Origin of the sequence: Pseudomonas syringae pv. tagetis (assembly GCF_022557255.1) — a bacterium.
Classification (GTDB): Bacteria; Pseudomonadota; Gammaproteobacteria; order Pseudomonadales; family Pseudomonadaceae; genus Aquipseudomonas; species Aquipseudomonas caricapapayae.
Window position 1 is genome coordinate 5,923,179 of record NZ_CP092923.1, and the last position, 13,036, is coordinate 5,936,214.

The window sequence follows — 13,036 nt, forward strand, 5'->3', positions numbered from 1 at the left end:
GTTAAACTGCCGCCAGGATTTATCGGAGAGACAAATAATGGTCAGCAGTTGGCGTGTGCAGCAAGCCGCTCAGGATATTCGAGCCGGTGCGGTGATTGCTTACCCGACCGAGGCCGTCTGGGGGCTGGGGTGCGATCCATGGGATGAAGAGGCGGTCTATCGTCTGCTGGCGATCAAGTCACGGCCCGTGGAAAAAGGCCTGATCCTGATTGCCGACAACATTCGCCAGTTCGACTTTCTGTTCGAAGACTTCCCTGAACTGTGGCTCGACCGCATGGCCAGCACCTGGCCGGGGCCCAATACCTGGCTTGTGCCGCATCAGAACCTGCTGCCCGAGTGGATCACCGGTATTCACGAAACCGTGGCGCTACGTGTCACCGATCACCCTACGGTACGTGAACTGTGCGCGCTGGTCGGGCCGTTGATTTCCACGTCGGCCAACCCTGCGGGCCGTCCGGCTGCCCGTTCGCGATTGCGCGTCGAGCAATACTTCCGTGGCCAGATCGACGGGGTACTCGGCGGAAGCCTGGGCGGCCGCCGAAACCCCAGCGTGATCCGTGACATTGCGACAGCTCAGATCGTACGCGCTGGCTGATGCTGGCGTCGGCTCAGGGAATCAGGATGGTCGAGCCGACAGTGCGCCGCGCTGACAGATCGGTCTGCGCTTTGGCGGCGTCCTCAAGGGGATATGTCTTGATACCGTCGACCTTGAGTTTGCCGCTGGCGAGCATGTCGAACAGTTCATCCGCCATGGCTTGCAGGCTGTGCGCATTGTTGGCGTAGGTGGCAAGCGTCGGGCGGGTGACATAGACCGAGCCCTTTTGCGCCAGAATGCCGAGGTTCACACCCGAGACCGGCCCTGAAGCATTGCCGAAGCTCACCACCAGACCCCTCGGAGCCACGCTGTCGAGCGATGTCAGCCAAGTGTCCTGTCCAACGCCGTCATAGACCACCGGGCATTTTTTACCGTCGGTGAGCTCCAGCACACGTTTGGCGACATCTTCATGGCTGTAATCAATGGTTTCCCACGCACCGAGCGCCTTGGCATGCGCCGCCTTCTCCGGCGAACTCACCGTGCCGATCAGCTTGGCACCCAGCGCTTTGACCCATTGGCAGGCCAGCGAGCCAACACCGCCAGCGGCGGCATGAAACAAAATGATTTCGCCCGGCTTCACCTGATAGGTCTGACGCAGCAGATACTGCACCGTCAGGCCTTTGAGCATCAGCGCAGCGGCCTGCTCGAAACTGACCGAGTCCGGCAGCTTGACCAGATTCGCCTCAGGCAGCACGTGCACTTGACTGTAAGCACCCAGCGGCCCGGTGCCATAGGCAACACGATCACCGACCCTGAAGCGTGTCACCTCGGCACCCACCGCCTCGACCACCCCCGCCCCTTCGGCACCGAGCCCGGAAGGCAGTGATGGCGGCGGATACAGCCCGCTGCGGTAATAGGTATCGATGAAATTCAGGCCAATGGCCTTGTTACGCACAACCACCGCCTGCGGCCCCGGAGCCTCTGGCTCGAAATCGACATATTCAAGAACCTCGGGTCCTCCGACAGCGCTGAACTGGATACGCTTTGCCATGTGCTCTCTCCTTGATGTTTAAAACAAACTGCGAAAGCACCTATCGGACTCCTTCCCCCGGCCTTCGTCAACTGCCAGCCCGCGCTGCCGATGGTATGCTACGCGCCAATTTGCCTGCGCCTCTTTTGCTGCGGGGGCTCAGCCGTTTGACGTCAGCCGTAAGGGATCCTCATGAGTACCCGTACCGAGGCCGTAAAAGCCTACCTGCTCGATCTGCAAGACCGGATCTGTACTGCGCTCGAGCAGGAAGATGGCAATGCACACTTCGTGGAAGACGCCTGGACGCGTCCGGCGGGCGGCGGTGGTCGTACGCGGGTGATCGAGAATGGCGCGGTCATCGAGAAAGGTGGTGTCAATTTTTCTCATGTTTTCGGCAGCAACCTGCCTCCGTCGGCCAGTGCCCATCGGCCCGAGCTGGCCGGACGTGGTTTCGAAGCCTTGGGCGTGTCGTTGGTCATCCATCCGCACAACCCGCATGTGCCGACCTCCCACGCCAACGTGCGCTTCTTCATTGCCGAGAAAGAAGGTGAAGAGCCGGTCTGGTGGTTCGGTGGCGGCTTTGACCTGACGCCCTACTATGGCGTCGAGGAAGACTGCGTGCACTGGCACCGGGTTGCCGAGCGTGCCTGTGCGCCCTTCGGCGACGATGTCTACCCGCGTTACAAGGCGTGGTGCGACAGTTATTTCCACCTCAAGCATCGCGATGAGCCACGCGGCATCGGCGGTCTGTTTTTCGACGATGTGAACCAGTGGGATTTCGACACCAGCTTCGCCTTCATCCGCGCCATCGGTGATGCGTTTATCAATGCCTACCTGCCGATCGTGCGCCGGCGCAAGGCTGCGGCCTATACCGTGCAGCAGCGCGAATTTCAGGAATTCCGTCGTGGTCGCTACGTCGAGTTCAATCTGGTGTACGACCGCGGCACGCTGTTTGGCCTGCAGTCGGGTGGCCGTACCGAGTCGATCCTGATGTCGTTACCCCCGCAAGTACGTTGGGGCTATGACTGGAAAGCCGCGCCGGGCAGTGAAGAGGCGCGTCTGACCGATTACTTCCTGACTGATCGCGACTGGCTGGCGGACAACTGATGGACCGGTACGTTGTTTTCGGTAACCCCATTGGTCACAGCAAGTCGCCGTTGATTCATCGCCTGTTCGCCGAGCAAACCGGGCAGGCGCTGGATTACCAGACGTCGCTGGCACCGCTGGATGATTTCACCGCGTTTGCCCAGGCGTTTTTCCAGACCGGACGTGGTGCCAACGTGACCGTGCCGTTCAAGGAAGAAGCCTATCGCCTCGCTTATAGCCTGACCGAGCGCGGGCAGCGTGCGGGAGCCGTGAACACCTTGAGCAAGCTCGATGACGGTACGCTGCTCGGTGACAACACCGACGGTGCCGGGCTGGTGCGCGACCTGACAGTCAATTGCGGACGCAGCCTGCGTGGTCAGCGCATTCTGTTGCTGGGCGCGGGTGGCGCTGTGCGTGGCGCGCTGGAGCCGTTGCTTGCAGAACAGCCTGCTGTGTTGGTGATTGCCAATCGTACCGTCGAAAAAGCCGAACGACTGGCTCAGGAATTCGCTGATCTCGGCCCGGTATTCGCCAGCAGCTTCGACTGGCTTGAAGAGCCGGTGGATTTGATCATCAACGCTACCTCCGCCAGCCTGGCCGGGGAGCTGCCGCCTATTTCCCCGAGCCTGATCCAGCGCGGTGCGACCTTTTGCTACGACATGATGTACAGCAAAGAGCCCACTGCCTTCTGCCGCTGGGCCACCGAACATGGCGCGGCACAGTCGGTTGATGGCTTGGGCATGTTGGTTGAGCAGGCGGCAGAAGCCTTTCTGCTGTGGCGTGGTGTACGCCCTGATTCAGCGCCGGTACTGGCCGAGTTGCGCAGACAGCTGGCGGTTGGCTGAAGGACCTTGTGGGAGCGGACCGGGCGACGCTTCGCTTGTTCGCGAAAGGGCCGGTATAGTCGCCGAAAATACATCGTCTGAAATACCGCCTTCGCGAACAAGCGAAGCGTCGCCCGGTCCGCTCCCATGCCCTCCGGGCAGAAGCCAAATCTACGGACTTATCAGGACTTGTGTATAACGCTGAATGCTGAGCATTGTGGCTATGATTTATAACTCAATCCTCAAACAAAATCGGGCACTTCTCCGCCCCTTCCAGCTTGTGCAACTCCTCGATTACTTGTGGTCTGGCATTTCGCATTACCAGCATTCGCCCCTGCCGACCCAGGCGCCTGGCTTCCTGATGAAGCATTTCCACGCCTGAGTAATCGATGAAGTTGATCTGCTGCGCATCGATCACCACACGCAGCCCTTCGGTGCGTTGCAGGCGGGTTTGCAGGTAGTGGCTGGCACCGAAGAAGATCGAGCCGCCGACCCTCAGCACATCCTCATCGCCTTCGCGCCATTGCTGCACGCGCGGTTGCGAGGTGCGCTTGAGGTAGAAGAACAGCGAGGCGAGCACGCCCGCATAAATCGCGGTCTGCAGCTCCAGCAGCAGCGTGGCCAGGCAGGTCAGCGCCATCACTAAGAACTCGGCGCGGCTGACGCGGAACAGTGCGCGGATGCCACGACGATCCACCAGCCCCCAGCAGATCAGCAGGATCGAGGCGGCCATGGCCGGGATTGGAATGTGCGAGATCAGCGAGGCTCCGGCGACCGCGAACAACGCCACCCATAATGCCGAAAATACTCCGGCCAACGGCGAGCGGGCACCCGCCTCATAACTCAGCGCTGCCCGGGTGAAGGACCCCGCTGACAGATAGCCGGAAAACAGCGAACCGACCATGTTCGATAGCCCCTGGGCGCGCACTTCCTGATTGGCATTGAGCATCTGCTGCGAACGCGCCGACAGCGAGCGGGCAATCGACAGGCTGTTGACCAGCCCGAGCATGCCCACCGCCACTGCTGTCGGCAGCAGCTTGAGAATCAGCTCAAGGTCCAGTGGTAGCGGGCTGAAAGGCGGTAGATGGCCAACGAAGGCCCTGACCACACTGACATGGCCGAACATCGCCGGCCACAGCCACACCAACAGGCTGCTCGATACCAATGCAATCAATAAGGTTGGCCAGCGAGGCACCAGAAGTTTGAGCCCGATGCCCAGCGCCAGGGTCAACAGGCCCAGTGTCAGTGAAGGTAGATCGACCTCTCCACGATGTTCTAACACGGCGGTCAGGCTTCTAAGGGCGGTGGTCTGACTCGGCAGGTCAATGCCCAGCAGATTGGGCATCTGCCCGAGTGCAATGACTATTGCAGCGCCCAGTGTGAAACCGAGCACCACCGAGTGCGAAACGAAATTCACCAGCGCGCCGAAGCGCATCATCCCCAGCAAGAGCTGGAATACACCGGCGATGAACGTCAGCAGCAGGATCAACATGATGTAGTCCTGACTGGCCGGCACGGCGAGCGGACTGACACTGGCATACAGCACGATGGAAATAGCCGCAGTCGGCCCGCAGATGAGGTGCCAGGACGAGCCCCACAGACAGGCGATCAGAACGGGAACAATGGCCGCATACAGGCCGTACTCGGGAGGCAGCCCGGCGATCAGCGCGTAAGCGATTGATTGCGGCAACGCCAGAATCGCACCGCTCAAACCCACCAGCGCATCACGCCCGACACTGGCGCGGCTCTGCTGCGGCAGCCAGGCTAGAAACGGTAGGATTTTATGGCGATTGAGCCAGCGCATCGGTCCCTCAGATGAATTGAACGTAGAGGACGCAGAGCGTCCGGAACTGCATGCCCACGCGGAGCATGGGCACGATAGTCGGACACCTATCGTTCCTCACGCTCCAGCGTGGGAATGCGTTGGGTGACGCTCCGCGTCACAAATCTGCGCTACGCTGCGCACTCAAGCCCTTACGCCTACAACTTGGCCTTCACCGCCGCCAGCCCATCCTTGCCATCAAGCGTCTTCACGCCCTCCAGCCACTTGTCCAGCACCGCCGGATTGGCTTTGATCCATGCTTTTGCCGCTGCGCTGTTGCTGACCTTCTTGTTCGCCACTTCAGCCATGATGCTGTTTTCCATGTCCAGGGTGAAGCTCAGGTTGGTCAGCAGCTTGCCGACGTTCGGACAGGCTTGCGCATAACCCTTGCGAGTCAGGGTGAAGACCGAGCCGGTATCGCCAAAGTATTTCTCGCCGCCCTTGAGGTAGTGCATACCTTTGATCTGCACGTTCATCGGATGCGGGGTCCAGCCGAGGAAGACCACAAACGCCTTCTTCTTCACATTACGATTGACCTCGGCGAGCATCGCGGTCTCGCTCGACTCGACCAGCTTCCATTTGCCCAGATCGAATTCGTTCTTCTTGATGATCTCCTGCAGCGACAGATTGGCAGGTGCGCCAGAGCCAATGCCGTAGATCTTCTGGTCGAACTTGTCAGCGAATTTATTCAGGTCGGCAAAATCATGCACACCCGCATCCCAGACGTAATCCGGCACCGCCAGGGTGAACTCGGTGCCTTCAAGGTTCCTGGCCAATTGCGTCACATCGCCGGTCGCCACGAACTTGTCGTAAAAGCCCTGCTGAGCCGGCATCCAGTTGCCCAGAAAAACATCCAGCTTGGCGTCCTTCAGGCCGCCATAGGCAATCGGCACAGCCAGGGTGTCGACCTTGGCCTTGTAACCCAGACCTTCAAGCACCACGCTGGCGATAGCATTGGTGGCCCCAATGTCACTCCAGCCCGGATCGGCCATTTTCACGGTGCTACAACTTGCGTCCTCTGCCTGCGCCGCAAGGCTGCCGAACGTCATGACCGCGACCGCAACGGCTGTGGATAACTTCTTCATTGATGTACCCCTTTTGATTTTTTTGGTGTGGGCAGGGTCAAGGTTGCGGAAAACGTGCCTTACGCTCCAGATCGTCCAGATCAATATGGTTGCGCATGTACTGCTGACTGGCGTCGACCAGTGGCTGGTGATCCCAACTCTTCAGCTTGCCGGTTGCCAGCGATTTGGCGACGAAGCGCCTTCTGCGCTGGCTGGCGACCACCTGTTGGTGTATCGCCGGTATATCCCACTTGGCTCGAGCTTCAGCCAGGAAGTCATTGAACAGCTTTTCATGGGCGGGTGACTGGCTCAGATCCTTCTGCTCTTTCGGGTCCTTCTTCACATCGAAGAGCAGGCACGGGTCCTGCTCCGAATAGATGAATTTGTAAGCGCCGCGACGGATCATCATCAGCGGGCTGGTAGTGCCTTCGGCCATGTACTCGCCGAACACCTCATCGTGCCCGCCCTTGCGTTTCAGGTGCGGCATCAGCGAACGTCCGTCCAGTGGCAACCCGGCGTCCAGTTTGCCGTTAGCCATTTCGACAAAGGTCGGCAGCAAGTCGGCAGTCGACACCGACGCACTGACCCGCCCTGGCTTGAACTGGCCCGGCGAATACACCACCAACGGCACGCGGGCGGCCATTTCGAACCAGTGCATTTTGTACCAGAGCCCCTTCTCGCCCAGCATGTCGCCGTGATCGCCGGAGAACACCACGATGGTGTCTTCCGCCAGCCCGACTTCATCCAGCGTCTGCATCAGCTTGCCGACGTTCAGGTCGATGTAGCTGCACGCGCCGAAATAGGCACGGCGCGCATCACGAATCTTGTCTGTTGGCATCGGCTTGTCCCACAGGTCGTAGACCTTGAGCAGCCGTTGTGAGTGCGGGTCCAGCGTGGCCTGATTGGCTTGCGGCGTTGGCATCGGGATTTCGTCGTCGTTGTACAGGTCCCAGAACGGCCGCGGGATGGTGTACGGGTCGTGAGGGTGAGTCATGGAGACGGTCAGGCAGAACGGCGCATCACCGTCCTGACGCACATGGTCGTAGAGGTACTGCTGGGACTTGAACAGCACTTCTTCATCGAAGTCCAGCTGGTTGGTGCGCACGCACGGGCCGGCTTGCAACACCGATGACATGTTGTGATACCAGCTCGGGCGCACGTCCGGCTCGTCCCAATTGACCGACCAGCCATAGTCGGCCGGGTAGATGTCACTGGTCAGGCGCTCTTCGTAGCCGTGCAACTGGTCCGGCCCGCAGAAATGCATCTTGCCCGCCAACGCGGTCTTGTAGCCCAGCGCGCGCAGGTAATGGGCGTAGGTCGGGATATCCGCCGGGAAGTCGGCCGCATTGTCATACGCGCCGATCTTGCTTGGCAGCTGACCGCTGACCAGTGTGAAACGCGATGGCGCGCACAGCGGGCTGTTGCAATACGCCGAGTCGAATACCACGCCGTCGGCAGCAAGGCGGCTCAGGTTGGGCATCAGGATGGGAGACGGGGCGTAGAACGGCAACATTGGCGCGGCCATTTGATCGGCCATGATGAACAGAATATTTTTGCGCTTCATGTAATCGCTGCATCCCATTGTGAAAAGTTATGCGAAAGTGCTGGATACGAGGATGAAGTCCTTGTGTTTGATGGTAAAGCCCATGCGCAGCAATGCCTAGGATAAGCACCGCTTATGTTTGAAGCTTTTGGCGATATGTCCCTCGACCTGCTGCGTGCTTTTGAAGTCGCGGCCCGCCTGCGCAGCTTTACTGCAGCGGCCATCGAACTGGGCACTACTCAGCCTGCCGTCAGCCAGCAGATCAAGCGCCTTGAAGAACAACTGGCCACCCGCCTGTTTGACCGGATCTATCGCGGTATCGAGCTTACCGAAGCCGGCGAAATATTGTTCAGTCATGTGCAGGCTGGATTGCAGTCCATTGACAGCGGGCTGATCGCTATCACCGAACAGCACCAGCACGAAGTGCTCCAGGTAGCGACCGACTTTGCCTTCGCCGCCTACTGGCTGATGCCGCGTCTGCACCGTTTCCACAAGGTCAACCCGGACGTGGATGTCAGCCTGGTCACCAGCGAGCGTACCCACTGCATGTTACGCGCCGATATCGACGTCGCCGTACTGTTCGGCGACGGGCGCTTCAAGCAAGGCGAAAGCCATTGGCTGTTCAGCGAAGAAGTCTTTCCGGTGTGCAGCCCGCAACTGATCGCGGGTCGCCAGACGCCGCTGCCCAACGAAGCGCTGCGCGACTTTCCGCTGCTGCACCTGCGTGGCGAGAGCATCAACAATTGGTTCGACTGGGCTGGCGTATTCCGCGCCCTCGACATCCCCCAGGCCCCTACGCCCGGACAACTGCGTTTCGACAACTACACCCTGCTCATCCAGGCCGCCATCGGCGGACAAGGCATCGCCATCGGCTGGAAACACCTGGTCGACGACCTCCTCGACCAAGGCCTGCTCTGCCGCCCCATCGCCGGCGCAGCCATTTCCGGGCACGGCTACTACGTGGTTTTGCCCCAGCGCAAACGGCGGGTGCAGATTGTCCAGCAGTTCATGGACTGGCTGGCGAGCGAGCAGGCGTTGAGCGGGGTTTCGCTGGCGGGCAGGCCGTTGCCTTCTATTGCGGTTTGAAGGGGGGATGTGCTCATGGGCTGAATTGCAAACCTTTTCCGCGCCGAAAGTTCTAACGGAAACTTCCTACAGAGTTTGCGGAAGTAGGCGTATTCGTTTTTTTATTGCATCGGCATACAAAGTGTTAATGTGAATGAGGATTATAAAACCTGGACTGGACACATATCGGTACTGGAGTTTCACAGAATGAGTGGTCTTGACTGGCTTATTGGACGTCGTGCCACAAAAGCGTGCGTTGTGCATGACTATGTGCAAGTTTACTTCACGGGCGGCTGTATCTTGAATATCAATAACTCATATGAAATTTATGGCTCGACGATATCCTTGCTTAAAGGAAAAAACTTATAAGCGTACTGGAAGGCGAGCAGGAGATTGAATTGATATTTGGAAGCCTGGCAAAAATTAGGGTTGATATGAGTCCGGATGGGTTTCATGGCCCGGAGGCTATGGAGCTTTTGAGGCCAGGATTTCCTCGGGTTATATGGAACTAGCTTCGCTTGATTTAATGAGCATGAGCCTGTATGTGTACATACACGTCCTGCTTTGCTACCTGTGCATGAGGTAAAAATTTACGCTGCGTCTAGAGGGGTAATCGGTGAAGATAAATGTATCCCTAAATAAATCTGGATTGATGCGGAAAACTGATGGACTTCTACAAAAGTACGGTCACGAGATAAATGTTCAGACTCATGATGAGGATTTAGAAGAATACGCAATTGAGTTTGTTGAGACGGTCTTTCATTATCTCGAAACTGGTCATAAAATTTCACTAAATGAAACCTTGGGCTACGGCTCCTGGATAACAAAAATGCAGCTCAATGATTGTCAGGAGCTAATTTTTTTGAACAAGTCCCTTTGACAGATGGCTATGTACTCGGTATCACGACTACGCTGAAAATGTGGTCAGAGCAGCACGCAATATGCGCAAAACTCGGCGTCGAGCATTCCGTCCCACATCACGATCAGCTGATAGTCATTTCTGATGGTGTGTTCGAGGGCGACGCCGTTGAGGGCGTTCGCTATCCGTCGCCCGAGCATATGTCTGGCTGGTGGATAACTACAGACCGGTATAACGGCGATACACAAACGCTCAAGACGGTTCACGCACACCATGTGGCGGAGCATCGTCCTGACCTCGTGAAGTTTTTAGCCTTGCCCTTTGGTTACCGGTTCCATGAGGCAAGCGGTGATGTATGGAAAGATAAAAATCAGACGGATATATAGCTACTTTGATAATTTTTCAATATGAGCAAAGGGCGGGGAGGCATTTTTTTGACAATCCCCGCTTTGGGCGAAAGGAGATGTTATGAGTTTATGGGATATTTGGTAGAGGCGACGATTGATTCGGTTCATGTATTTTCAATTGAAAAAGAAATTCGGCTAAATGTGACAAGTCCTTGGGAAGGCAAAAAGCGTTATCAAATAATTGCTAAGGGCGTCGATGATTTTGGCCTGAATGGTATGAGGGTTTTGAATATTGTCGACCGCGCCATTTTTTTTGATGCCGGTAACGATCAGGAAGTGGAAACTGCACGTTGTTTGTTTTTCCTGATGAGAGGGCGCGATCCTCAGCCAGACGACTTAAAAGACACTAACTTTTTGCAGAAGCTGAACCTCGTTCGCACCGGTAAACTGGTATTGTTTGAGCTTGAGGCTGTTTACGGTGCAGCGTGTATTTTATTGGCAGAGAGCGTCGTTTTGGAGCCGCTCAATGCTGTGGGACTTCACACCTGAGACGGTCATGAGACTTTCTCAACCCTCATGCAGGACCTACTATCGGTCTACACACGAGAAAAAATAATCAAGGCTGACATACTCGCATCAGTCAGGCCTTCAGCCGAGAAAGGAGCCCCTACCTCAATACAAGACATCCACGGCTACCACGCCCACATCTATTTCAACGCCCAAACCCTAGACCAGGCCCGAGCCTTGTGCGAAGCCGCGACCGAGATATTTGCCGTGCAGATGGGCCGGGTTCACCAGAAGCTGGTCGGGCCGCATCCGGACTGGAGTTGTCAGTTGGCGTTCGGGCATGAGCAGTTGGCTGACGTTACGCTATGGCTTGCGTTGAATCGCGATGGGCTGGTGGTGTTTCTGCATCCTCTGACAGGTAATGAGCTGCGTGACCATACTGACCATGCCATTTGGATGGGGGCGGTTCGGCCCTTGAATCTGAGCGCTTTAAGTGGCTGATTGCTAGCTAGTCGACCTTTTTCTTCCATTGCCCCACGCTGATCACCGCCCAAAAAATGGGTGTAAGATAGCGTCGCCGAAAAATGACCGATTGGTCTTTTCAGGCGCTAATTTTAAAAAAATGGTCATGCAATTGCTTGAAACTCAGGCAGCAAAGGTCTGTACAGACCCTCTTGTTTCGAATGCTGAAAGACCAGAAAAGAGGATCATCAGAAATGCCGGATCTACTCATTGACGGTAAGACCCTTCACTATTCTGACCAAGGCACTGGGCCGGTCGTTTTGCTCGGGCACAGTTACCTCTGGGACAAGGGCATGTGGAGCGCTCAGATTGATACCCTTGCCAGCCAGTATCGGGTGATCGTGCCCGATCTCTGGGGGCACGGGGATTCCAGCGGGTTTCCGGAAGGCACCCGCAATCTTGATGATCTGGCCCGGCATGCGCTGGCGTTGCTGGATCATTTGAATATCGAGCAGTGCAGCATCGTCGGGTTGTCAGTGGGCGGCATGTGGGGCGCAATTGCCGCACTGTTGGCTCCTGAGCGCATCACCGGGCTGGTGTTGATGGACACTTATCTGGGCAAAGAGTCGGAGGCCAAGAAGGCCTACTATTTTTCGCTGCTCGACAAGGTCGAAGAGGCTGTTGACTTTCCCGAGCCGCTGCTGGATATCGTGGTGCCGATCTTCTTCCGTCCCGGCATTGATCCGCAGTCGCCTGTGTACACGTCGTTTCGTGCAGCGCTTGCCGGCATGAATGCCGAGCAGTTGCGCCAGTCCGTCGTGCCATTGGGGCGAATGATCTTTGGTCGTGATGACCGGCTTGGGTTGATCGAGCAACTGAATGCCGACACCACGCTGGTGATGTGTGGCGATGCAGACATCCCGCGCCCGCCTGAGGAGACTCGTGAGATGGCCGGCCTGATTGGCTGCCCTTATGTGCTGGTGCCCGAGGCGGGTCATATCGCCAATCTGGAAAACCCTGATTTTGTGTCAGGGGCGCTGATGACGTTCCTGGCGCGGGTTAACCAGAAGCAGGGTTGAGCTGGGCTGTTTTCCGCGCTGGGCGGCCCTCAAGATCGGACACGGAGCGTCCAGAACGGCATGCGACGCGAAGCGTCGCACGATAGTTGAAAACTTGCTTCTGCCCGGAGGGCGTGGGAGCGGACTTGTCCGCGAATACGGCGGCTCAACCGATACATTTTTTGAGAATATACCGGCGCTTTCGCGAACAATGCGGACCGCCGCCCCGGTCACTCCCACGGCCTTCGGCCAGAATCAAAAAGCGGACGTGTGCAAAATGTTGGGCGCGAAACCTGAGTCCTACATCAATTCAACACACCATCCAGAATCGTGTACACAATCCCGGAACCCACGGCGATCAGTACGACGTCGGTGCCCAGGCGGCGCCATTCGTAGCCGTCGTAACGGGGCAGGTATTGCAGTGAACGGCTGTCCAGACGTTTGCCGTAGCCGCGCGGCAGTGGTTGGCCTTTGGCGATGTGCACGCCCGGTGGCAGCGGCTGGCCTCGGCCGATCACGTCGCGGTGCTGCTGGAAGGTCTGGCGTACGTCGCCGAAATCCTGCGGCGGACGGTTGCCGCCACGGTTGTCTCGATGGGCCTGTTTGCTTGGGCCGTTACCTTTGTCATTCCCTGGGCCACGGTCATTCCCGCGCTCATTGTGCCCGCCATTCTGTGGTCCCTGCTGCTGGCCGCCGCGGTTGTCGTCCGGGCCATCACCGCGCTGGTCCGGCGGTGCAGCTTGCAGCAACGGGCTGGCGCTGATCATCAGGATACCCAGCCCGGTGATAAAACGGTTTGGCAGTTTCATGGTGCTTCCTCGGCTTTACTCAATG

11 protein-coding genes and 3 pseudogenes are annotated in these 13,036 nt (G+C 57.7%); 9 read left to right on the forward strand and 5 right to left on the reverse strand.

What is annotated here, in order from left to right:
• Positions 1-37: 37 nt before the first annotated feature.
• Positions 38-595, forward strand: coding sequence for an L-threonylcarbamoyladenylate synthase type 1 TsaC (gene tsaC / locus MME58_RS26515; RefSeq protein ID WP_003340101.1), 558 nt, complete (start codon positions 38-40; stop codon positions 593-595).
• Positions 596-608: 13 nt separating this feature from the next.
• Here the strand turns inward: tsaC and MME58_RS26520 are convergent, their stop codons facing one another.
• Positions 609-1,586, reverse strand: a complete 978-nt coding sequence (locus MME58_RS26520; RefSeq protein WP_054985573.1) for a quinone oxidoreductase family protein — start codon at positions 1,584-1,586, stop codon at positions 609-611.
• A 171-nt stretch (positions 1,587-1,757) separates the two neighbouring features.
• On the opposite strand from MME58_RS26520, the gene hemF reads away from it, so the two are divergent.
• A complete protein-coding gene (hemF, locus tag MME58_RS26525) occupies positions 1,758-2,672 on the forward strand; it encodes an oxygen-dependent coproporphyrinogen oxidase (RefSeq protein ID WP_054985572.1) in 915 nt (304 codons plus the stop codon).
• Positions 2,672-3,496 (forward strand): shikimate dehydrogenase, encoded by an 825-nt coding sequence (gene aroE / locus MME58_RS26530; RefSeq protein ID WP_055006602.1) that lies wholly within the window; start codon positions 2,672-2,674, stop codon positions 3,494-3,496. Before hemF ends, aroE begins: the two co-directional genes overlap by 1 nt.
• Positions 3,497-3,710: 214 nt before the next feature.
• Here aroE and MME58_RS26535 read toward each other — a convergent pair whose 3' ends face one another.
• From MME58_RS26535 to betC, 3 genes are all read right to left on the reverse strand, one after another.
• A complete protein-coding gene (locus tag MME58_RS26535; RefSeq protein WP_055006603.1) occupies positions 3,711-5,279 on the reverse strand; it encodes a SulP family inorganic anion transporter in 1,569 nt (522 codons plus the stop codon).
• 176 nt (positions 5,280-5,455) lie between these two features.
• Complete coding sequence (locus MME58_RS26540) at positions 5,456-6,382, reverse strand: choline ABC transporter substrate-binding protein (RefSeq protein WP_055006604.1); 927 nt, start codon at positions 6,380-6,382, stop codon at positions 5,456-5,458.
• 37 nt (positions 6,383-6,419) lie between these two features.
• Positions 6,420-7,925, reverse strand: a complete 1,506-nt coding sequence (gene betC / locus MME58_RS26545) for a choline-sulfatase (RefSeq protein WP_055006605.1) — start codon at positions 7,923-7,925, stop codon at positions 6,420-6,422.
• Positions 7,926-8,039: 114 nt separating this feature from the next.
• Between betC and MME58_RS26550 the strand changes: the two genes are divergently transcribed.
• The 6 genes and pseudogenes from MME58_RS26550 (at position 8,040) to MME58_RS26575 (ending at position 12,223) form a co-directional block, all read left to right on the forward strand.
• Positions 8,040-8,990 (forward strand): choline sulfate utilization transcriptional regulator, encoded by a 951-nt coding sequence (locus MME58_RS26550; protein ID WP_055006606.1) that lies wholly within the window; start codon positions 8,040-8,042, stop codon positions 8,988-8,990.
• Positions 8,991-9,176: 186 nt separating this feature from the next.
• Positions 9,177-9,481: pseudogene (locus MME58_RS26555) on the forward strand (hypothetical protein).
• A gap of 140 nt (positions 9,482-9,621) precedes the next feature.
• Positions 9,622-10,214, forward strand: a pseudogene (locus tag MME58_RS26560) (immunity protein Imm33 domain-containing protein).
• An 82-nt stretch (positions 10,215-10,296) separates the two neighbouring features.
• A pseudogene (locus MME58_RS26565) lies at positions 10,297-10,724 on the forward strand (hypothetical protein).
• 126 nt (positions 10,725-10,850) lie between these two features.
• The gene (locus tag MME58_RS26570) at positions 10,851-11,183 is read left to right on the forward strand and encodes a DOPA 4,5-dioxygenase family protein (RefSeq protein WP_055006608.1); all 333 of its coding nucleotides are present in this window, start codon (positions 10,851-10,853) and stop codon (positions 11,181-11,183) included.
• Between the two features lie 215 nt (positions 11,184-11,398).
• Complete coding sequence (locus tag MME58_RS26575) at positions 11,399-12,223, forward strand: alpha/beta fold hydrolase (protein ID WP_054985566.1); 825 nt, start codon at positions 11,399-11,401, stop codon at positions 12,221-12,223.
• Positions 12,224-12,507: 284 nt separating this feature from the next.
• On the opposite strand, the gene MME58_RS26580 is transcribed toward MME58_RS26575, so the two are convergent.
• On the reverse strand, positions 12,508-13,011 hold the full coding sequence (locus MME58_RS26580; RefSeq protein WP_054988229.1) for an anti-virulence regulator CigR family protein: 504 nt from the start codon (positions 13,009-13,011) through the stop codon (positions 12,508-12,510).
• Positions 13,012-13,036 lie beyond the last annotated feature (25 nt).

Bases quoted from the DNA above. Each gene is read 5' to 3' on its own strand.
- tsaC (WP_003340101.1), top strand. From the start codon at position 38: ATGGTCAGCAGTTGGCGTGTGCAGCAAGCCGCTCAGGATATTCGAGCC.
- MME58_RS26580 (WP_054988229.1), bottom strand. From the start codon at position 13,011: ATGAAACTGCCAAACCGTTTTATCACCGGGCTGGGTATCCTGATGATC.
- betC (WP_055006605.1), bottom strand. From the start codon at position 7,925: ATGAAGCGCAAAAATATTCTGTTCATCATGGCCGATCAAATGGCCGCG.
- MME58_RS26535 (WP_055006603.1), bottom strand. From the start codon at position 5,279: ATGCGCTGGCTCAATCGCCATAAAATCCTACCGTTTCTAGCCTGGCTG.
- MME58_RS26540 (WP_055006604.1), bottom strand. From the start codon at position 6,382: ATGAAGAAGTTATCCACAGCCGTTGCGGTCGCGGTCATGACGTTCGGC.
- MME58_RS26575 (WP_054985566.1), top strand. From the start codon at position 11,399: ATGCCGGATCTACTCATTGACGGTAAGACCCTTCACTATTCTGACCAA.
- aroE (WP_055006602.1), top strand. From the start codon at position 2,672: ATGGACCGGTACGTTGTTTTCGGTAACCCCATTGGTCACAGCAAGTCG.
- MME58_RS26550 (WP_055006606.1), top strand. From the start codon at position 8,040: ATGTTTGAAGCTTTTGGCGATATGTCCCTCGACCTGCTGCGTGCTTTT.
- hemF (WP_054985572.1), top strand. From the start codon at position 1,758: ATGAGTACCCGTACCGAGGCCGTAAAAGCCTACCTGCTCGATCTGCAA.
- MME58_RS26520 (WP_054985573.1), bottom strand. From the start codon at position 1,586: ATGGCAAAGCGTATCCAGTTCAGCGCTGTCGGAGGACCCGAGGTTCTT.